Annotated in this window: 18 protein-coding genes; 8 read left to right on the top strand and 10 right to left on the bottom strand. The window is 43.1% G+C overall.

Going from position 1 to position 20,833, the window contains the following annotated elements:
• Positions 1-104 precede the first annotated feature (104 nt).
• The 3 genes from B050_RS0121655 to B050_RS0121645 all read left to right on the top strand — a co-directional run bounded on the left by B050_RS0121655 (position 105) and on the right by B050_RS0121645 (position 1,977).
• Positions 105-542, top strand: a complete 438-nt coding sequence (locus B050_RS0121655; protein ID WP_026236086.1) for a MarR family winged helix-turn-helix transcriptional regulator — start codon at positions 105-107, stop codon at positions 540-542.
• 94 nt (positions 543-636) lie between these two features.
• On the top strand, positions 637-1,641 hold the full coding sequence (locus B050_RS0121650; protein ID WP_026236085.1) for an NAD(P)/FAD-dependent oxidoreductase: 1,005 nt from the start codon (positions 637-639) through the stop codon (positions 1,639-1,641).
• Positions 1,642-1,656: 15 nt separating this feature from the next.
• Positions 1,657-1,977 (top strand): 2Fe-2S iron-sulfur cluster-binding protein, encoded by a 321-nt coding sequence (locus B050_RS0121645; protein WP_018476057.1) that lies wholly within the window; start codon positions 1,657-1,659, stop codon positions 1,975-1,977.
• A gap of 1,198 nt (positions 1,978-3,175) precedes the next feature.
• Here B050_RS0121645 and scpA read toward each other — a convergent pair.
• Positions 3,176-5,236: a methylmalonyl-CoA mutase gene (gene scpA / locus B050_RS0121630; RefSeq protein WP_018476054.1), complete on the bottom strand. Its 2,061-nt coding sequence runs from the start codon at positions 5,234-5,236 to the stop codon at positions 3,176-3,178.
• Between the two features lie 70 nt (positions 5,237-5,306).
• A complete protein-coding gene (locus B050_RS0121625) occupies positions 5,307-6,437 on the bottom strand; it encodes a methylmalonyl-CoA mutase family protein (protein WP_018476053.1) in 1,131 nt (376 codons plus the stop codon).
• Between the two features lie 456 nt (positions 6,438-6,893).
• Here B050_RS0121625 and dnaA point away from each other — a divergent pair, with 456 nt between their 5' ends.
• Positions 6,894-8,321, top strand: coding sequence for a chromosomal replication initiator protein DnaA (dnaA, locus tag B050_RS0121615; RefSeq protein WP_018476051.1), 1,428 nt, complete (start codon positions 6,894-6,896; stop codon positions 8,319-8,321).
• Positions 8,322-8,342: 21 nt separating this feature from the next.
• Here dnaA and B050_RS0121610 read toward each other — a convergent pair whose 3' ends face one another.
• Complete coding sequence (locus tag B050_RS0121610; RefSeq protein ID WP_018476050.1) at positions 8,343-9,134, bottom strand: DUF3298 and DUF4163 domain-containing protein; 792 nt, start codon at positions 9,132-9,134, stop codon at positions 8,343-8,345.
• Positions 9,135-9,313: 179 nt separating this feature from the next.
• The gene (locus tag B050_RS0121605) at positions 9,314-9,733 is read right to left on the bottom strand and encodes a hypothetical protein (protein ID WP_018476049.1); all 420 of its coding nucleotides are present in this window, start codon (positions 9,731-9,733) and stop codon (positions 9,314-9,316) included.
• Positions 9,734-9,836: 103 nt separating this feature from the next.
• Here B050_RS0121605 and B050_RS0121600 point away from each other — a divergent pair, with 103 nt between their 5' ends.
• From B050_RS0121600 to B050_RS0121590, 3 genes are read left to right on the top strand one after another with little or no spacing between them, the layout of a single operon-like run.
• Positions 9,837-10,373, top strand: a complete 537-nt coding sequence (locus B050_RS0121600; protein WP_026236084.1) for a CopD family protein — start codon at positions 9,837-9,839, stop codon at positions 10,371-10,373.
• Between the two features lie 22 nt (positions 10,374-10,395).
• Entirely contained in the window at positions 10,396-11,052 is a 657-nt protein-coding gene (locus B050_RS0121595) for an SCO family protein (RefSeq protein WP_018476047.1), read from the top strand.
• Positions 11,042-11,503, top strand: a complete 462-nt coding sequence (locus tag B050_RS0121590) for a c-type cytochrome (RefSeq protein WP_157492943.1) — start codon at positions 11,042-11,044, stop codon at positions 11,501-11,503. Before B050_RS0121595 ends, B050_RS0121590 begins: the two co-directional genes overlap by 11 nt.
• A gap of 345 nt (positions 11,504-11,848) precedes the next feature.
• Here B050_RS0121590 and B050_RS0121585 read toward each other — a convergent pair whose 3' ends face one another.
• Positions 11,849-12,277 carry a hypothetical protein gene (locus B050_RS0121585; RefSeq protein ID WP_157492942.1) on the bottom strand — a complete coding sequence of 143 codons (429 nt, stop codon included), beginning with the start codon at positions 12,275-12,277 and terminating at the stop codon, positions 11,849-11,851.
• Between the two features lie 379 nt (positions 12,278-12,656).
• Between B050_RS0121585 and B050_RS0121580 the strand changes: the two genes are divergently transcribed.
• A complete protein-coding gene (locus tag B050_RS0121580) occupies positions 12,657-13,499 on the top strand; it encodes an aminotransferase class IV (RefSeq protein WP_044203232.1) in 843 nt (280 codons plus the stop codon).
• A gap of 97 nt (positions 13,500-13,596) precedes the next feature.
• Here the strand turns inward: B050_RS0121580 and B050_RS0121575 are convergent, their stop codons facing one another.
• The 5 genes from B050_RS0121575 to B050_RS0121555 all read right to left on the bottom strand — a co-directional run bounded on the left by B050_RS0121575 (position 13,597) and on the right by B050_RS0121555 (position 20,754).
• Positions 13,597-14,034 (bottom strand): hypothetical protein, encoded by a 438-nt coding sequence (locus B050_RS0121575; RefSeq protein WP_018476043.1) that lies wholly within the window; start codon positions 14,032-14,034, stop codon positions 13,597-13,599.
• A gap of 18 nt (positions 14,035-14,052) precedes the next feature.
• Positions 14,053-15,282, bottom strand: coding sequence for an ABC transporter permease (locus B050_RS0121570; protein ID WP_018476042.1), 1,230 nt, complete (start codon positions 15,280-15,282; stop codon positions 14,053-14,055).
• Positions 15,279-15,914 carry an ABC transporter ATP-binding protein gene (locus tag B050_RS0121565; RefSeq protein WP_018476041.1) on the bottom strand — a complete coding sequence of 212 codons (636 nt, stop codon included), beginning with the start codon at positions 15,912-15,914 and terminating at the stop codon, positions 15,279-15,281. The genes B050_RS0121570 and B050_RS0121565 overlap by 4 nt, the downstream gene beginning before the upstream one ends.
• A gap of 3 nt (positions 15,915-15,917) precedes the next feature.
• Positions 15,918-17,093, bottom strand: coding sequence for a hybrid sensor histidine kinase/response regulator (locus B050_RS0121560; RefSeq protein ID WP_018476040.1), 1,176 nt, complete (start codon positions 17,091-17,093; stop codon positions 15,918-15,920).
• 226 nt (positions 17,094-17,319) lie between these two features.
• A complete protein-coding gene (locus tag B050_RS0121555; protein ID WP_018476039.1) occupies positions 17,320-20,754 on the bottom strand; it encodes a sensor histidine kinase in 3,435 nt (1,144 codons plus the stop codon).
• Positions 20,755-20,833 lie beyond the last annotated feature (79 nt).

The raw sequence follows: 20,833 nt of genomic DNA, 5'->3' as shown, positions 1-20,833 counted from the left end.
CAGTCTAATAGGTCAGACAAAAAACTCATTAACCCTATCTTTTTTATAGGGTTTTGTTTTTCCTAAAAAAATTTTCAATTATATTTGTCACACTAATAATTGCGATGACAAAGGAACAATTCAGTCAATACTCTTTTTTATTGGACAGGACGGCCAGACGAGTGAAGCAATATGCTCAGCAGCATTTCAAGAGCGGGGCATTTGATGTGACAGTCGATCAGTGGTTGGTTTTGCGACGATTGGGAGAGCATGACGTATTAAGTCAAAGTGAACTAGCGGGCTTAGTCTTCAAGGATCAGCCTACGCTAACCCGGATTTTGGATATTTTGTGCAAGAAAGGATATGTGGAACGCACACCTCACCCTGCAGACAGACGAAGTATCCAAGTAAACCTGACGAATCAAGGTCATGAAAAGATCAAGGAGCTCAAGCCCAAAGTGGCCACCATACGAGAAAAAGCATGGGAGAACTTAGACCAGAAGGACTTTGAGGAGTTTAAGCGCATTTTAAACACCATTTACGGTAATTTAGAACAGTTTTAAATAATGCATGGAATTCCCTGATTTCCTGATTATATTTGCACGGAAATTCAAGGAATTCAAATTGCTAAAAACGAAGTAAATACATATTTATACCATGATAACAACTGACATTTGCATCATCGGAGCGGGACCAGTAGGATTGTTCACAGTATTTGAGGCAGGCCTATTAAAAATGCGTTGTCACCTTATAGACGCATTGCCACAGGTGGGCGGACAGCTGTCCGAAATTTACCCTCAAAAGCCAATTTATGATATCCCTGGATATCCTGAAGTGAAAGCTCAGGAGTTGGTGGATAACTTAATGAAACAAATTGAGCCGTTTAACCCTACTTTCAGTTTGGGCGAGCGAGTGGATTTTTTGGCTAAGCAGGACGATGGATCCTTTGTATTGACCACTAGTGACAAGACGAAGGTACATGCTCAAGTGATTGTCATTGCTGGTGGACTTGGTTGTTTTGAGCCTAGAAAGCCTGTATTGGAGAATCTTGAGAATTTTGAAGGCAAAGGGATTACCTATATGGTAAAAGATCCGGAGCAGTTCCGAGACAAGAAAGTAATCCTTGCTGGTGGCGGTGACTCAGCGCTTGATTGGACTATTTATCTTTCTCAAATAGCCGAAAAAGTCACTTTAGTACATAGAAATGAGACTTTCCGCGGTGCGCCTGACTCAGCTGCCAAGGTATTTGACCTTGCCAATAACGGTAAGATCGACCTTATCTTAAGCTCAAACCTCACCAAACTTTCTGGAAATGGCCATTTGCAGTCCGTATCCATGAAGAATAAGGCGAAGGAAGAGTCCACTATCGAAACGGATTACCTTATCCCTCTGTTTGGGCTAAGCCCAAAACTAGGCCCTATAGCCGATTGGGGATTAAATATAGACAAAAACGCCATCGAGGTGGATACCACTGATTACTCCACCAATGTGGAGAGAATCTATGCGGTAGGAGATATTAACACGTATGAGAATAAACTAAAACTTATCCTTTGTGGCTTCCATGAATCCGCAATAATGTGCCATAGCGCATTCAAATATGTGTATCCAGACCAAAAACTAAGCTTTAAATATACCACCGTTAATGGTGTAAATTCATTTTAATTGTAAATTTGCAGCATGGTAACATTTGAAGTAGAAGATCACGACGGCAACAGACAGCCGATTGAAGCTCCCGATGATATGGGACTTAGCTTAATGGAAGTTCTCAAAGCCTCTGAATATCCCGTTTTGGCCACTTGTGGGGGTATGGCTCTATGCGCCACCTGCCATGTGGAAGTACTTGACGGCAAAGAAGGCCTGGGAGAAGCTACCGATGTAGAACTGGATCAACTCGAGGCCTTGCCGGAGATGTTTGACACCAGTAGGCTGGCCTGCCAAATCAGGATCAGTGACCAATTGGAAGGTGCCATTTTCAAACTTAGAGGAGAAGATCAGTAAACATTTTCCTCAATAAAAAGTAAAAGGCGAACCGTTGAAGTCAACGGTTCGCCTTTTACTTTTTAAGCCTTCTTCCTCACCTATATACTTTAATAAATATCAGCATCGCTGCTTCCTGTCCCACCAAACTTCTATGAGGATTCTTATTTCCAATCGAGGTTTTGAAGATAATATTATTTTAACCTTCACCAAACTCCTCCCCCCACGGTGCTCTTTGTGCTTTATTTAAAAGCCGTTACCACATAAGACTATTTTTTTGATAGCAGCCTTTATTCATAACCATCCGTTATCGTCCAGTAATCACCTTTGTATTCGTGACGAAAATCTGAAAACCTCTATCACTTCTCCTTTATTAAAAATATCGTATTCATGGAAAGGTTAGACCACCAGCCAGCACCATTATATCTCGCCTGCCCATTTCCCTGACTGCTTTGATTGGCTGGTTTAGCCCAATATGACATCTGCCTTATGGAAGTACTTGATGGCAAAGAAGCTTTGGGAGAAGCTACCGTTGTAAAACTAGATCAGCTCAAGGTTTTGCCCGAGATGTTTGACCAGTAGGCTGGCTTGCCAAATTAGGATCAGCGAGCCACTGGAAGGTGGCATTTTCAAAACTCCTTGGAGAACAAGAATAAAAAGCCACCCTTTACCTAAAAGATGGCTTTCCTTTTGTTAAACCAAAATTAAGACCTTAATGCATATTTACCTATTGAGGTAACCCTATCTATCTAAAACCCAATAGTTCCCTACGCAGTAAAAGGACTATTATTTTTACCGAAACGAAACACTGATATCAGCCTATCCAGAAGTGATTTTCAGGCTGCAAAATATTTTTTTTAGATGACTAACCCGATCCTTTATCCCTATCATTTCCTTGGTACCCAATAGGCAAGTCCATTTTTGATAGGGCTGAAAAAATAAGTTAAATCCTGAGTTGTTACTCAATGATGAGACCTACTATTATGGATCTTTTTAATCATTTATAGGAAGAATTATTAATCAAATAAACAACCAATATTGGCAAAAAACCAGCTTATTATTTACCCAAAACTAAAAACATCGTTAATTACCACAAAAAGTTTAAAAACCCATCTAATAACTACCTAAACCTCGTAAAAGCGACCTCAAAAGCCAAATAGTATGATAAAAATCATGTTATGAAAGGGGCGAGCAGCAAGTTGCTTTATCCGCCGTAAATCTAGTCGTGAGTCATCCCCTTCAATATAGATGCAGCGGCTTTGGTAAGGCGGGTTCCCGGGCCATAAATAGCCGCCACACCTAAATTCTTCAAGGTTTCATGGTCTTTAATGGGAATAATCCCTCCCAGCACCACCATAATATCAGTCCTACCGAGGGCTTTCAGGCTTTTCATCATCACTGGCACCAGCGTCTTATGGGCACCAGTCATAGTGGACAGCCCTATGATATCCACTTTAGCTTTCACGGCATTGGCCGCCACCTCCTCCGGTGATAAAAACATCGGTGACTGCACCACATCAAAACCTAGATCCGCAAAGCCACTGGAGATCACTTGCAAACCACGGTCATGGCCATCCTGGCCCACTTTTGCCATCAATACTCTTGGGCTCCTCCCCTCCTGTCTTCGGAACTTCTCCACTAGGGCGGCAGCATCCTGGTACCGCTCACTATCTCCAATAGCCCCACTATATACCCCGCGCACCAAGGCACTAGTTTGCTCATATCTCCCAAATACGGCTTCCATCGCATTACTAAGTTCCCCCAGCGTGGCTCCAGATCGAGCTGCATTAATTGCCACTTGAAGCAGGTTTTGTTGAGGATCGGCAGCTGCGGCTTCTAGGGCCTCCAAGGCAGCCTTTACCGCGACCTGATCCCTTTCGGCTCGGTGCTTTCTGAGCTTCAATACCTGCTGCTGAAGTACCTGTTTATTGTCCACCTCTAAGGTCTCGTGCTCCATTTCATTCTCCAGCCGGAAGGTGTTCACCCCTACACGGACTTCGCGATCAGAGTCCAATGCTGCCTGCCGTAGGGTGGCTGCCTCCTCGATTTTTGCCTTTGGAATACCTTCAATAATCGCCTTGGCCATACCTCCCTTCTTCTCTATCTCCTGGATATGTCCCCATGCGGCTTCCACTAATCGCTCCGTTTCTTGCTCAACATGATCGCTCCCTCCCAAAGGATCGATGAGATCACAGAGTCCAAACTCATCCCTTAGGATCTGCTGGGTCCGTCTTGCAATCCCCGCAGAATAGGCTGTGGGCAATGCTAAGGCCTCGTCAAAAGAATTGGTATGCAGAGACTGAGTATGCCCAAGAATTGCAGACAAGGCTTCTATGGTCGTTCGGGCAATATTATTTAAGGGGTCCTGAGCGGCCAGGGACCAGCCTGACGTCTGACTGTGGGCACGGAGCATCATTGATCGAGGATCCTTTGGGTCAAATTCCTTCAACAGCTTAGCCCATAGTAATCGGCCTGCCCGCATCTTGGCCACTTCAGTATAATGATCCATGCCAATACCCCAGAAAAAAGATAGTCGAGGTGCAAAATCATCAATATCCAAGCCTGCCCGAATTCCACACCGCACATATTCCAATCCATCCGCAAGGGTATAGGCCAGCTCCAGTTCGGGGGTGGCCCCTGCTTCTAACATATGATATCCCGAGATAGAAATAGAGTTAAAGCGTGGCATCTGTCTGGCGGTATAGGAAAAAATATCCGCTATAATCCTCATGGAAGGCTCTGGAGGGTAGATATAGGTATTTCTCACCAAAAACTCTTTCAGAATATCATTCTGAATGGTCCCTTTAAGCTGCTCAGGAGCAAGACCTTGCCGCTCGGCAGCGAGAATAAAAAAGGCAAGAATGGGGATTACCGCACCATTCATGGTCATGGACACGGACATCTCAGCTAAGGGGATTCCCTCAAAAAGTCGCTCCATATCCTGCACGGTATCGATGGCGACTCCGGCCATCCCTACATCTCCCGTCACCCGAGGATGGTCCGAGTCATAGCCTCGATGGGTGGCAAGATCAAAGGCAATAGATAGCCCTTTTTGGCCTGCGGCAAGATTATTTTTATAGAAGGCATTCGATGCTTCCGCTGTCGAGAAGCCTGCATATTGCCGAATAGTCCATGGCCTCGTCAGGTACATGGCCCCATGAGTCCCCCTTAGAAAAGGTGGAACACCCGCAATAAAAGGAAGATGAGCAAGCTTCTTCGGATCTTGGTCCTTTTTAGTGTGCAGGGAAGCGAGAGTTATTTTGGATAAATCTGGGCGCATGGAAAATTGTGGTTCTATAGAGTAATGGTATAAATCACTTACTATTGTACGCAGAGTGCGCAAATCACTTTTATCGGTTACCCTCTCTCAGGAGAACCAATACTTTATTGGCCCATTCGGACTCTTTATGTGTCATATAAAAATTTCCCCATAAGGGGTCCTCCATCCTCAATAGGCCTGTTTCATGGCGGATAATATGGGCACTATTTACCAGCAGCCGGCACTGCTCCTCCAGATCATCTCCTAAGCTGACTGCTCCCAAACATAGGGCATCACATCCTCCCTGTGTAGCCATCATGCCCTTCATCGTCTGCCGCACCAGATACTCTCCCAATTCTGACGCTGACAAGGGCTTATCTTCAGACTTACAAAAAATAAAAATATCGGAGGCTGAGACCGTGGAATCTATGTCCCGAGCTAATAGCAGCACCATTTTTTTTAGCAGTCTGATTCGTATTATTTCTTTAAAATAATCATTGCCAATCCCCACATAAAAGGCTGTGGCGGAAAGTACAGTCCTTACCTCCTCTCCCTGCTCCGTCAATACGTCAAGCACCTCTATAAATTCCGATAATACCCTGTATAACTGATGAATCATCTGCTCCTCGGAATCGCCACCTTCCCCACATTCAAAGCTTAAGCCGCGAAAACCGAGAAATTTCTTAGTCTTAGCATATACCTCTGGTATCAATGGATTAATAGCCAAATCCCCAAAGGATGGCTTCCTATCAGCTATTGGGGCGAACATATTCCAGCGCAAACCTCCAGAAGTCTCTAAAGGCAAACTATCCAATCCCTGAGAAAGAAAATCGCTTAGTCCTTCAGGACGAGTAAAATGAAAGTACAATTCACTATTGGACCGATAGGTCGCTGAGAGCAGCTCCAGCCTCAGCGGCGACAGCCCCTCTTCGATGATGAAACCATCCATCCCCCAGCGCGCGCGCTGTGCCAGTAAGTCCGGCGCATCATGGGCGGACAGGATCGGACTTATTATACTAAATTGATTTTGATTATGAATACTTCTATCGAGCAAAGTCGGGCGATCGGAGAGCCCATAAAAAGGAGGATTGACCTCATAGTTATGAATCAATTTATCAAGATTCTCTCCTGAGAATTTCTTAGTCAATTCATTCAAGACATTCTGCTTCCACACTGCGGGATCCGGGTAGGAGAATCCATAAAAATGGCTGTCGATCATCATTGGGCTTATCTTAGGCTACGGGTGGAGAAAACCTACGCCACCATCTCCGATAAAAATAGAAGATTTAGAGAGAATTCCTATATAAATCTCCCAAATGATTCTTTAAAATACTCTTGATTTTTCAGCGGTCTATTACTTTAAATTTTCGTATATTCCAGATTCATAGCCAGTCATTTCTCAGGAGCAAATCACCTACTTAAAAGCAAGGTTTTGTAAAGGGCCCATCCAATCATCAACAGAATGCGTGGGGATTTCTACTTCTTTCTGGCGAATATCCAGTATTTTAAAATTAATTATCAACCAAATAGCCTAAATCATATCCTCTATGGCCTTATCAGAAAACTCAAGCTAAGTCAAGTGTAAATTGATTTTTAATTTAGATATATTTTCCCCAAATTTGTTGCCCTTCTTAGGTGAAGCGGATCAGCTAATAATCTTTCTAGTAACTTATTTTAAATGAATTCAGAGGCCAAAGCAGTATGGGATGAGTGTTTGCGTATCATAGAAGAGCACGTAAACGAACAGAGCTTTTCCACTTGGTTTAAACCCATAAACCCAGTGAGATTGGATGGTTCTGTACTTACCATTCAGGTCCCCAGTCAATTTTTTTACGAATGGCTAGAAGACAATTATGTGCAGGTACTGAAGCTTGCTATCAAGAATATTCTTGGGCCCAATGGCAAATTAGAATATGCAGTGGTGGTGGACAGAGGGAACTCCCAAAACCAACCTTATGTCGTTAGCTATCCTCAGGGAAACATCAATCCGGGAAAGAAAAAGCCTCAAAAGGCCGAGCAGCGTGAAGATAGGAGCCCTTTTGAGATGAAGTCTTTGGCTTCAGAGGCCACACTTCAGTCTAATCTCAACCCCAATTATTCTTTCAACACCTATATAGAAGGGGATTGCAACCGTCTGGCACGTTCTGCCGGCTACGCTGTGGCTACTAAGCCAGGTGTGACTTCATTCAATCCACTGATGATCTATGGCGGTGTAGGGCTGGGCAAAACCCACCTGATCCAAGCCATCGGCAATGAAATTAAAAACGGCCCAGAGGAGAAATTTGTACTTTATGTATCCTCCGAGAAGTTTGTGAACCAGTTTATGGACTCCATCAAAGATGGGAACGTAAAGAGCTTCACCAATTTCTATATGCAGGTGGACGTATTGATTATTGATGATATTCAATTTCTGGCGGGTAAGGACCGGACTCAGGAGATGTTTTTCCACATCTTCAACCACCTTCATCAGAGCAAGAAACAAATTATCATGACTTCTGACTGCCCTCCCAGAGATCTGAAAGGCCTCGAAGAGCGACTTTTGTCCCGATTCAAGTGGGGACTTACAGCAGATGTTCATATGCCAGACTTTGAGACCAGGGTGGCCATCATCAAGCGCAAGATGCAAAGTGAAGGGATTTATATCCCCGATGATGTCATCGAATACCTCGCTTATACAGTGGACACGAATATCCGGGAATTGGAAGGTGTACTCATTTCATTGATCGCCCATGCCTCGCTTAGCCGTGTGGAGATTGATCTTGGCCTAGCCAAAACGATAATGAAAAACATCGTAAAGGACATCGAAACTGAGGTAGGAATCGACTTTATCCAGAAGACCATTTCTGATTATTACGGCATTAAGCTTGAAGATCTCAAAGCCAAAACTCGTAAAAAGGAAATTGTTGTCGCAAGACAGGTGGCCATGTACTTTTCCAAAGAATTCACTAACCACTCACTAAAATCCATCGGTTATCACTTTGGCGGCAGGGATCACAGCACTGTAATCCATGCGGTACAAACTATCAATGACCTGATCGAAACAGACACTGCTTTCAGGAATGCCATTAATGAGCTTCGTAAGAAATTCAAAATGCGCTCTTATTAAGAATCCCTATCCGTAGCTTGCTTAAGGCATCCATACTATTCCCGCTAGGGAGTCCAATGGAATGCGGATTTCTGTCAAGCCAAAGGAATAGGGTGCAATTTCATAAGGGTTATAGATTAAGACCAAGTCCTCTCCTTCATACCCCATTGCCGAGGGTAGAAAAAACTCACCATTATCCAGAAAGAATCGGCCATCACCGGCCAGATTTCCTGCCGCCGGCACCTCATATTTCTCCTTAAACAATTTCAAGACCCTTTCCTGCAGTTCCGCCTGCTTCAGCACCACCTCCTTCGCCTTCAATAAACGCTGCTGCTCCAAATCAAAATTTAAAAACATCACTGTCGATATAGGATGAGCCCCACCGGTATAACTGCTATTTTCAACCATTAAAGAGATGCCCTTTGGAGTTTTTGTACTCACCTTAGCGTTGGTCTGATGCATCCAGGCCGACTGAAACTCCGAATCCTGATTATATTTAGTTGCTTCATCAAGAAATCTCGCCACTGCCCCTTTGAGGCTGGAATCCTGCGGCGCTGACTGCTGTGGATCAAAATACATCAGCAGCTGCTGCTCCACATGCCCATTGAGCCAGTCCACCTTAGCTTGCTCCGCTCCCTGAAATACAGGGTAATGAAGTGATACCTCAGCGCATAGCTCAGTGTTGGACAGGCAGGAACTATCCCGAAGCACCTGCTCCTCGTATCCTAAAAGTTCCTGCTCATTATTTTCACTATTGCTATTGCTATTGCTCTCGTTTTCGCCCCCACAAGATCCCAGACCTATAAGTACCGCAAGTAAAAAAGTGATCTTCATTCTATTCCTCATCGTAAACTATCTCTATGCTTTATGAAAATTGATATGGCCCGATCCTGCAAAAAACGCACCAGTATAAGGAACCACCGCTACTATAATTACCCATTGATAAGACCCATGTGGCATTCCCAAACCTCAGAATAATAAATATAACCCAAGCGCTGATAGGCCAGATAGAACTATTTGTCCAACTGGCGGAAAGCTTCCTCACCCATTGCCTTTTTCTCAAAAATAGCCACACAATAGGGCGCTAAGGAAGCATCGTAATATGGCTCGTCTGGAAATACCTTGGTCGGTGTATTATTTTTATCCAGGAAAAAGAACACCTTGGTATTGCCATATTTGGTATGAGGCATCAGCTCACCGTAGCGCTTCATCTCGTCCCAATCTGCCTCAGCCATCCATACCGCATAAATCCGCTGCACAGGTCCGGTATTATTCTCATTCCTATAACTGGCTTTTTCTTCAAACTCAACCTTGATATCCCCCAATCCAGGCTGAGAACCAGCATCAATCACCATCCAAATCGCTAAACCAATGACGATCGTCACTATCACATAAAATAAAGTAGAAGTTTTCATAAACTTATTCAATTTCATAAAAGCTGAATTATGGGGATCATCCCGCAGCCATAACCTTTAGATACGTATTTTCTGATGATTTATCCAGCTTAAACCATTAATTTAGGGTAAAATTTTGATGATGGAATTCGAATACATAAAGGCACTTCATATCATATTTGTCGTCACCTGGTTTGCGGGCTTATTTTATATCGTCAGGCTCTTCGTTTACCAAACAGAATGCCTCGAAAAACCTCCTGAAGCGCAGAAATACCTAAGGCCTCAGCTGGACCTGATGGCCAAGCGGCTATGGTTAGGAATTACCTGGCCTTCGGCAATATTAACCTTGATTTTCGGAACATGGACCTTGACTTATCGTTCTGGGTATATATACCAAGACTTCATGCAGTTTAAGCTGATGTTCGTGCTTTTGCTCTATGTCTATCATTTCATATGCCATAGGATTTATAAGAACTTACAAATCGGAAAAGCCTCCTGGACTTCCACCCAGTTACGACTGTGGAATGAGGGAGCTACGCTGCTGTTATTTGCCATAGTATTCCTGATAGTCCTTAAGAATATGGCCGATATGGCATGGGGAATGGCAGGATTGGTAGGCTTAAGTCTATTATTGATGATTGGTATCAAGGTATATAAGCGGTACAGAAACAATAATTAAACGAATACAATTAGTAAAGAGAATGGTTAGACATAATTTAACAATTGCAGTAGTAATACTCACGATATTTTCCGTATGGAACTGTACCTCTCCAAATAAGGGTCAAGAGCAACTTCCTTATTTAGGATTTAAAAGCACCGAAGAAAAAACGATAGAGGGTCAAAAGGTAATGGACACTGTTTACCATAAGATCGCGCCATTTTCTTTTCAGGATCAGGATGGCAATACCATCACCAATGCCGACATGCAAGGCAAAGTGTATGTGGCAGACTTTTTCTTCACTTCATGCCCTACCATCTGCCCAATCATGAAGGGCCAGATGCTGCGCTTATACGAGGAATTTGGAGAAAATCCAGAGTTCCAGATTCTCAGCCACTCTATCGATCCCACCCATGATACTGTGGCCCTGCTGAAAGACTACTCTGAAAAACTTGGTATCGAAGATGCCTCCACATGGCACTTCCTCACTGGTGATCAGGAAAAAATATTCGAAATCGGGCAAACCAGCTATCTCGCCACCGCCATGGAAGATAAAAATGAACCTGGTGGATTCCTCCATAGCGGCGCCTTTATATTGATCGATAAAGAAGGTCATATTCGTGGTGTCTATGATGGCACCAAAGAAGATCAAGTGGACGTATTGCTAAATGACATCCCAAAACTATTGGATGATGAATAATAACTACTGCTGCATTCCTTTACTATTTGCAGTTCTACTATCCTTATTTGCGGGCTGCCAGTCCGAACAAAAGCAAGACGACGGCTTGATCTCCCTCAATGAAATCAAAGACCTCAAAACTCGCCAATATGCCGTGGAAGGTCAGGTGCTATATGAAAACAATTGCGCCAACTGTCATCAGAAAAACGGCACGGGCCTGGGTAAACTTATCCCCCCACTGGTGAAAGCCGACTTTATGCTAGAAGATACAGGAAGGACCATCCACCTAATGAAGCATGGCATAGCCGGTGAAATCACCGTAAATGGGATAGTATATAACCAGCCTATGCCCGGGAATGCTCGATTAACCAATTTGGAACTTGCAGAAATAGCCACGTATATCTATTCGGTATTCGGAGGAGAAGAGCAGCGAATAGAAGTGGATCAAGTCCGCTCCCACCTCAATGATTAAAATATACTCCTTGTGAAAGCCAGTTGGGAGAAAAAAAGTGAAATGGTGTCTGGATTTATTTCACTATTCACTCTATTTTTAGCTTGCTGAACGCTTTACAAATAAGCCGGAGGTAGTTTTACATTAACGTCTAATCAGAAGTTTCTATCAAAGTCCCTACTATCCCCCACTTTGCCCAGGATCATTGTTTGAGGCAGAGCCTCAAATCAATTAATACGATATGACCTGATAGCCCTAAACCAAAAAGAAGGCCTGCTCTGAGCGAAGGCCTTCTTTCAAATGACTAAATGTGCAAATTTTGATGCTCAGAAAAACCTGAGTGTTTTGCGTTTATCTTTCTATTAATTAATCCCCAGATCCTGTTTGTTGTTTTTTGGCGTCACTTAGCGCTTGGGTGATATCTTCATTAACTTTGCTCACTTTTATTTTTTGTTCCTCCAGGTAAGCAATAACCTCCTCATCCTTCATTCCCTCAAAATCCACCTTATATTGTCTCATCCATACAAACATACTTTCGTATGCCTTGTCTAGCCGATCCGCTATTTCATTAAGCTCGAGGATCTTCTTTTCATTTCCCACGGAATCTTGCAAAAACAGGGCACTTGATTTTTCCAATAGCTTTCTTTGATCCTCTTTTATTTCCCCCATCAAAGGCATCACCTCGTCATGAATGGAAAGAATTTCATTCTTTAAATTCTCAACTTTCTCCTCCTGCTTATTACAGGAAAGGAGACACATTAGCAAAAGGGAAAATAAACCTATTTTATTCAACATATCCATACTTTTAGTACATTCAACCTATTATTTAGGCCTTACATTTACATCTTTACACAAAGATCATAACAAAGTTATATTTATACCAAGAACACCGCCTTTTTTTTCCAAAAAATAATTATTGGCGTCATAGAAATAAATATTCGGCAAAAATTATCTTAAGTTTTTATCTTTTTCCCAATCAGCAGAAGTTAGATTAGTAACTAAAAATGAACTTATTCGCCTCTGAAATTTTTGTACTATTTAGCCCTACAGAAATATACGAGGCAAGGATTAAAAATGGATTGCTCTCCAAAAAAACATGTGTTTCATTCCACATCCTTGGGAAAGAAATCTATTTTTACTATTCAAAACTGATGAATCAAAAAACAACCTAAATATGCTATCAGAAAAAATTTGCAAGCCTTATTGTTTTGCCAAAGATGAGATTATACCTAGTGAAGAAGCCAGCCTTCACCCTCTAGACATCGGCTTGATCCGGGGTTATGCAATATTTGATTTTTTCCGTACGGTAAATCACCGCCCTTTATTTCTAAAGGACTACCTGGATCGCTTCATTCAGTCTGCCAGGAAAGCTCATTTGGATCTCAAGCACGATCATACTTCTTTACAAAAGATCATCACGGACTTGATTGATAAAAATGATCTCGAACAAGGAGGGGTACGAATGGTGCTCTCTGGAGGGATATCGACCAATCATTTTTCGCCTTCGGATAGCAGCCTTTATATCTTCTGCGAGGAATTACTATTGCCCTCAGAAGAGAAATTCGAAAAAGGCGTACATCTGCTCACCGCTGACTATATTAGACCTGTGGCAGAAATAAAAACCACCAATTACGCCTTACCAGTGTATCTCAGCGATCAGTGGAAAGAGCATCAGGTAGAAGATGTCCTGTATCACTTCAATGGCATCATCAGTGAAAGCTCACGCAGTAATATTTTCATGGTGAAAGAGGGCAAAGTTATTACCCCAAAAAGCAATATACTTCTGGGGATTACCAGAAAACGGATTTTAGAATTCGCCCCTGACATTGTCCAAAGGGATATTGCATTGGAGGAAATAAGGGAGGCTGACGAATTGTTTATGACCAGCACGACCAAGAGAATTCTTCCGATCACCAAGGTGGATCACAAAGCCATAGGGAACGGAACTGTTGGAGAAATAACCAAGAATTTAATGACTAAATTCCTTGAAATGGAAGCCAATGAAGTAGGCCAATAATCTGCTTTCAGAAAAAAAATAATACATAAAAAAAGCTAATGTCTCCCTAAGTACTGGGTAAACATTAGCTTTTTTTGTGTCAATAATAGTACTTTGATCACATTACCAACTTAGCTTCGGTAAGGATATACATTAGTTTCTCAGGATCTTTGGCATTAAGTTTAAGCTTTCCCGTCACCTTTACTCGCTTGGAGGTATATTCGATAGGATCCTCCAGCATCACTTCCATCACCGTTTCTGGGCCACCAGAACCGCAAAAGAAACATTCTGCCAGTGGTAGTGAGGAGAGGATAATATGCTCAGGTTTAAACATCCCCTCAAAGGGAATTATATACCCGTCTGCACTTACTTCCTTTCCTTCCATCTTTTGGATATTCTCACTGAATACCGGCAGATACAATTCGCCATATTCATCATTTCCAATTTCGTAGGTCACCTCTGTCAAAGTTTTCCAGACATTTTTCTCTGTCTGGGCAAAGGAAGCGGTCATTGCCCCTAAGAGCATCAGCATCAATAAATTAATTTTTAATCTCATCATTCAGGTTCTAAATTATTATTTCGTCAACTGTTTTGCGATATCCGTATGATAGGCACCCCAGGCAGGAATAGCAGAAGCTAGAATCCCGACCAGCAAGGCATATCCCACGATCCATATCTCCTCCGAGAGGAAGGTCCAAGCCTCTATACTGCCCAAAGCCCCCTGCTCCTGACCCATAACGAGAAAATGAAGAAAAAGGTGCCCTAGGAAAATCCCTGCCAAAGCCCCAACCAAGGTCAATATCAATCCTTCTAAGACAATATGAAAAAAAAGCTGGGCCTTGGAAGCACCAATTGCCCGCATCACGGCCAGATCGTATTTTCGCTCTTTTAGTGAATTATACAAGGCTATAAATATCCCCAATCCGGCAATTCCAATGATAATATAGGCCAATCCTGTCACCAGCTTCACCCCTACTCCCATCAATTCAAAGAGTCGCACGATCTCAAAAGAAGGGGAAGCCGCCTGCAAGGAAGTACGGCTGTTGATGAACCTTGGCAGCTGTACAGCGGCCATTGGGCTACGATACTGGAGCAGGACGGTGGTAATCTCCTTGGTCTCCTCTGCATCTGGGAATCCTCGCTGAACCACCTCCTGGTGGAGTTGGTCATGATTATGCTCCTCGCCTTCCACCTCATGCGTGGACCATACCGACTCTAGGCTAGTCAGGACCAATTTGTCCAAGACATTCCCCGATGCGGCTAAGACACCTGTGACTTTATAAGGATGATGGTCATGCTCGTGGCTACTGCTTCCAATGCCATGTGAACCATAAAATGTATCACCGACATTGAGATTCAGTTCCTTCGCCACCTCTGCGCCCAAAACGACATCAAATGGAAGTTTCCAGCCATCGCCATCTTTAAATTCTCCTTGATATAAATCGAGATAATCATAATTGGTGCCCACGATTCTAAACCCTTGATAGTTGTCACCAAGGCTCATTGGGATGATATTTTTCACTAGGCGATTACGGGCCAAGGCCTTTGCCTCCTTCATATTAATATTGCCGGTGGGAAAATCAATATGATAAACACTGGAAAGAATCAACTGCAAGGGACTGCCCTTTGCCCCGACGACCAGGTCTATCCCCTTAGCATCTCGCGTCATTTGACTTTCGAATTGATTCTGAATCTGAATCAACACCGAGATAATCGCAAGACCGAGACCTAACAGAAGGATATTTAGAAGGGTATTTAGAGGTCTATCCTTCAGGTATTTGAGTGATAAGCTTAGCATTTTCATGAAGCACCTCCCATAGAAATATGATTCAAAATTAAGTCTTTTACACGTTGGTCATGAGTGACAATAATTAAAGCGGCCTTCAACTTTCTGGCTTGATCCTTTAGCAAGCTTATTACTTTGAATGCATTTTCATCATCCAGGCTGGCAGTGGGCTCATCGGCCAGGATCAGCTTTGGTCGGATGACCACGGCACGAGCTATGCTTACACGCTGCGCTTCTCCTTCACTGAGGTGCTGAGGTTGGGAATTTATCTTCTCTCCTATCCCGAGTTCTTCGAGGACTTTGGGGATGAGGCTAGACTCCTTCTGTCCAGAGAAATACTGTGCTAGATCCAGGTTTTCCCTGACCGTTAGCGGACCTAGAATATGTGGTTTTTGGAATACTAACCCAATATGGCTTCCCCTAAATTTATCCCTTTTGGTACCTGTAAGCTGGTACAGATTCTGCCCAGCAATGGTAACCTCTCCTGCCTGAGGAGCCAATAGTCCCGCTAGAATATTGAGAAGGGTGGTCTTTCCACTTCCCGATTTCCCTAAAATTAATAGCTCTTCGCCTGCTGATAATTGGATATCCGGAAAAGTAAAGCTACTGTTAGTATTATATTGAAAGGAAATATTACTTGCTGAAATCATAAATTAATCAATTGGAATGGTGACGGTAAAGGTAGATCCAGCGCCGGCTTTACTTTGCACGGCTATGTCTCCTTTTAGCACTTCCACGCATTTCTTGACAATAGATAAGCCGAGTCCTGATCCTTCGGTAATGCCCACGTTTTTGGCTCTAAAGAAACGGTCAAACAGCTGAGATTGTTCCTTTTCGGGGATCCCAATTCCATCGTCCTTGATGATAGAAATCATAATCCCATCCTTTACCTCCACCGAAAAGTGCACATTCCCCTTTCTCTTACTATATTTCACAGCGTTGCTGAGCAGGTTTTCGTAAATCTGATACAGCATATCGGTATCCGACTTGAGGGTTTTGGGTAAGTTGGTAAAGGAAGTGGTGATTTCTACGCCATTTTCATTATTAGCCTTCACCACGTCCAAAATCTCATTAAAAAAGGCGGCAGTGAAGAAACGGCTTGGTCGATAATCAATTTTATTTGCATCGGCCTTGCCAAAAAACAGCACCGACGTCAGGAGATTATTCAGGTTTCTCACCGAATTTTCAATTTTCCTCGAATGCTTAATCAGCTTGGCTTTTTGAGGCTGGTCTCTTTCTGCATAGATTTGCAGCAATTGGGCAGAGCTCAAGATCGAGGTAAGAGGTGTTTTGAACCCATGGGAAACATTTTGAACGATTTTGGATTTCAGCTCACCGATTTCCCGTTCCTTCTCCAAGGCTTTCTTCAGCTCCTTATTGGCTTCATTTAAGTCCGCAGTTCTCTTTTTTACTTTTTCTTCCAGCTCATTATTGAGCTTTTGAAGTTCTTTTTCTTTCTTATCCTTAAAAATAGCCAGCTCAATCATCATATTCAGTTCACGAATATTGAAGGGCTTGATCACATAAGCGCTAGGATTGGTGCCCGCTATCTTATGGAGGGTTTCCTCATCGGAGCTGGCCGTCAGATATACCACAGGAATATCAAATTTCTCATTGATTATTTCTGTGGTTTTGATCCCATCCAGTTCACCACCAAGGTTGATATCCATCATGACTAGCTCCGCTACCTTCTCATCCATTATCTCCAGCGCTTCCTCACCCGTGGCGGCGACACCAATGATCTCATGATGATTTTTTTCCAAGGCTTTTTTTAAGAGCAAGGCAGATACATTATCATCCTCAACAATTAATATTTTCAGTGCAAGCATCGCTATAATGTTTAGCTTTAAGCATAGGTTTTACTAAAAAAACATCACCCCTATTTCGGATACATTTTCCGTCTAATAAATAGACAGAGACCCAAATCAGTGTACATCCCTTATCTCCCCTTCCCAAAAACCACTATAAATAGAATTACAATATTAAGTTTTTTTTGGGCTGAAGACTGACATTATCCCAAATATTCTCCATTGCTATACATAATAGGTACATTAATTATTCTATCGGCAGCTTTACCACCACCGTGGTACCTATATTTTTCTTGCTTTTGATCTCAATGCTCCCCTTCTGCAGCTCCACCAAGCTCTTGGTAATAGAGAGGCCTAAGCCGGTCCCTTCAAAGCGCCTATCATACCCTCCACTTTCTTGCTCAAAAGGCGCATAGATCTTTGCTATAAACTCTTCACTCATGCCGATTCCTGCATCTTTTACCTGAAGGACCAATGATTTTTTTTCTTTCTTTACCAACACCTTGATCAATCCACCATCGGAATACTTAATTGCATTCCCCACAATATTATTCACAATCATCTCAAAATAACTCTTATCCACCTTTCCTATAAAAGGTTTGGTTTCAAAGCGGCAGGTCAAAAGCAGATTTTTCCGGATAGCCATCGTCTTCAAGGGTATTAGGAGATTGCTCAAGAAGTCATTGATATTTACTTCCTCATAATTGATTTCCATCTTATTGGCTTCAATTCGAGACATATCCAGTATGCTGTTGATGGTCTTCAGCAGGCGATCCCCACTTTCCATGATGATCTCCAGCTGAGACACAAGAATATGATTGTCCTTATTTTGATAAATAATATTTTCTGTACTTCCTAGGATTCCATTTAGAGGCGTCCTGATTTCATGACTCATATTGGAAAGGAAATTTGATTTCATCCTACTGGCTTCTTCCGCACGCTCCTTTGCTTCTCGCAGACCTGCCTCATACTCTTTCTTATCCGTCACATCCCTAAATACCAGAAGGATCACCGTCCTCTCCCGTGAACCCGGATTCGCCCGTGTGACATATAGGTCAATATTTCTCTCCCCACTGTGAAAGGGCACCAGCGCCTCCATGGTGCTGCCCTGCGCTGTGTTCAAGGCTTGGGTAATGCGGTTTTTGTGCTCCTCAAAAAACTCCTCTGAGCGGAAGAAGTCCCGTGCATGACCTCCCTGAACGGGGTAATTTGCCGCCATCCCAGCCAACTTCACCATGGCAGGATTTACCGCTAAGATCTCACCGCTGACATATACCAGCATCAAGCCATCCTGGGAGCCATTCCACACGTTCCTGAACTGATCCTCGGCAGTTTTGATTTCCTGATTCTTGGCATCAATGCTTTTCTCCAACACTCCCCGCTGCTTAAACTGATTGATCAACATGCTCAAGCCAAAACCCAGCATAAGCACAAATAATATAATCAGGCCGATGAACCAAGATTGCAGGTAAACGGGCTTGATAATAGAAAATTTCTCGGAATAGGTCACTCCAGACTCAAACTGACCACCAATACTGGCCTTGAGCATCAGCTGGTAATCGCCCGCCGGAAGGTTATTAAACTGCAGCGTATTGGTACGCGGGTTTTGGAGGTGCTGCCAATCGGAATGGAAACCATCAAGCTTATAGCTGACCGTAAAATGGGTGATCTGCAAAAAACTAATGGCACTAAATTCAAATTCAACATTATTATGCTCATAGGGAATCTCATCCAAGGGAATATCTTCCTCCACTCCCAGGACCTTCACTTTCTTGATCCCCACTCGAGGCTCGGCGAAGCCTACCTGATCTTCCTCAGGAATGAAGATAGACAGCCCATGCTGCGTACCTATTTGGATGCGACCATTATGATCCAGCACGAAAGCTCCCCGATTTATTTCATTGCCCGACAGTCCATTGAAGTCATTAAAATATCGGATGGTGCCATTGCCAATAATCGCTACCCCTTCATCGGTACCTACCCAGATGTTCTCTTGCTGGTCCAGCACCAGGCCATATACTGGCCGGCTAATTTTTTGTCCATTGATCTCAAAATCAAAAAAGTTCTCGCCATCATACACTTTCAGCCCATCCGAGGTACCTAATAAGTACCGGTCATCCAGTTTTTTCCAATCAAAGCCAATAAAGGCTAAGGCTTTTTCATTATCTATCACATTATTCTGCAGGCTTGTCCATCCTGCAGCCATCACTACTAGCTTTCCATCCTGTGTAAAGTCTAGTTTTCTGATTCTATTGGGAGCCACCTTTATATGATTAGCAAAGAGCGAATCGGTAATATCAGATTCAAAATGCTGTTTTCCTCTTTTATATATATCACTTTTGTACACTCTCTCTCCCGCCACGATGTATAGATCATCCCCTTTGGCCATCACATGGACGACAAAGGAGTTGTCTGGGGCCGGGATAATTTCCAACTCCTGCGTCATTAAATTCAATCGGCCTACACCTTTTTGGGCTGCCGAAAACCATACGATCCCGTTGCTGTCCTGATGAAAATTGGTGATTCTATTCCGCGGCTCTCCCTGCTCCCCTTCTCCTTGGTATTGAAAGGTCACTTTGCCACTCTTCCAGAATTGAATCCCATTATTGAAGCCGTATAAGGTCTCATTTTTGCCCACATTCAGAATTGCCGAAACCTCATGATCCAATAAACCGCCCCATTTATTGAAGTTCTGAAACCTCAAAGTGGGTAGATTCACCACCCCACGAACGGTCCCGATCCAGATGATATTTTCTCGGTCGACAAAGGAGGTATTTATATAAAAGGATTTTAGGGCATCAAAGGTAGAGATTTCAAGAATTTCTGAGTTTTTTGGGTTGAATTTGAATAATTGCGAATTGAAGAAATAATAAACCTGACCTTGTTTTACCTGAAGGCCGAATTTCATTCCTCCTAAATAGTCTCCTTTGCTAAATCCTGTGCTGACGATTTTCTGGGGAGCACTGATGGAGGTGCCTGCGGCAAGGAAGTTGTTTCCCAGAAAATAATAGAGGCCATCTTGCTCATTATATTTCACCGCCCATACGGGAGAGGGTAGATTCTCCGCTTTCATTAAGTAGGGCACCATATCACCCTTTAGGTAATGAAGGCTTGATTTCTCAAAAAAGAGAACAAATTCCTCTGGCTGAATCATGGAAACGGACTTTGGTGAGCCGTATTGCTCTGGCACAAAGGAGTGATGATCCCACATCCCGTGTGTCATATTCAGTACAGAAATCACCCCTGGGACGGACAGTACGATGGTTTTATTAGATCCTGAGCCTATGATATCCAGAAAAATCCCTGAGGCACCATAGGCATTTTTCAGAGTGGAAGGCAAGGGAATAAATTGCCATTGGTTATTTTTTAGATAGTAAAGGTTCTCCGGATGCTTTTGCTCGTACACCCAGACTAGCCCATCTTCATCGATTTCAAAACTACCATTATGACCAATTTTGGAAGCGAGAGAGTCTGGAAGGGAGTAGGTATTGATACCATCTGAGTAAAAAACGCCACGAGCGGTGGAAAACCAAACCTGACCGTTCGTATCCTGATCAATGTCATAGACATTCTCTGAGGGCAAATCCAGTCCTTTGATTTGCTTATTCATCTGGAAGGACTGCGCAAAGGAAGCCCCCCCGAGGAAAACCAAGAGTAGTATATTAAGGTAGAATTTGGCCATAGCAGGCTTCTAATTTAGAAAAAGAATCTCATCAGATAAATTAAATTTGACATTGTTTATCAATTCTTTTTGTACTAGG

Origin of the sequence: Echinicola pacifica DSM 19836, from assembly GCF_000373245.1 — a bacterium.
GTDB lineage: Bacteria > Bacteroidota > Bacteroidia > Cytophagales > Cyclobacteriaceae > Echinicola > Echinicola pacifica.
This window is presented reverse-complemented; position numbering and strand designations above follow the sequence as displayed.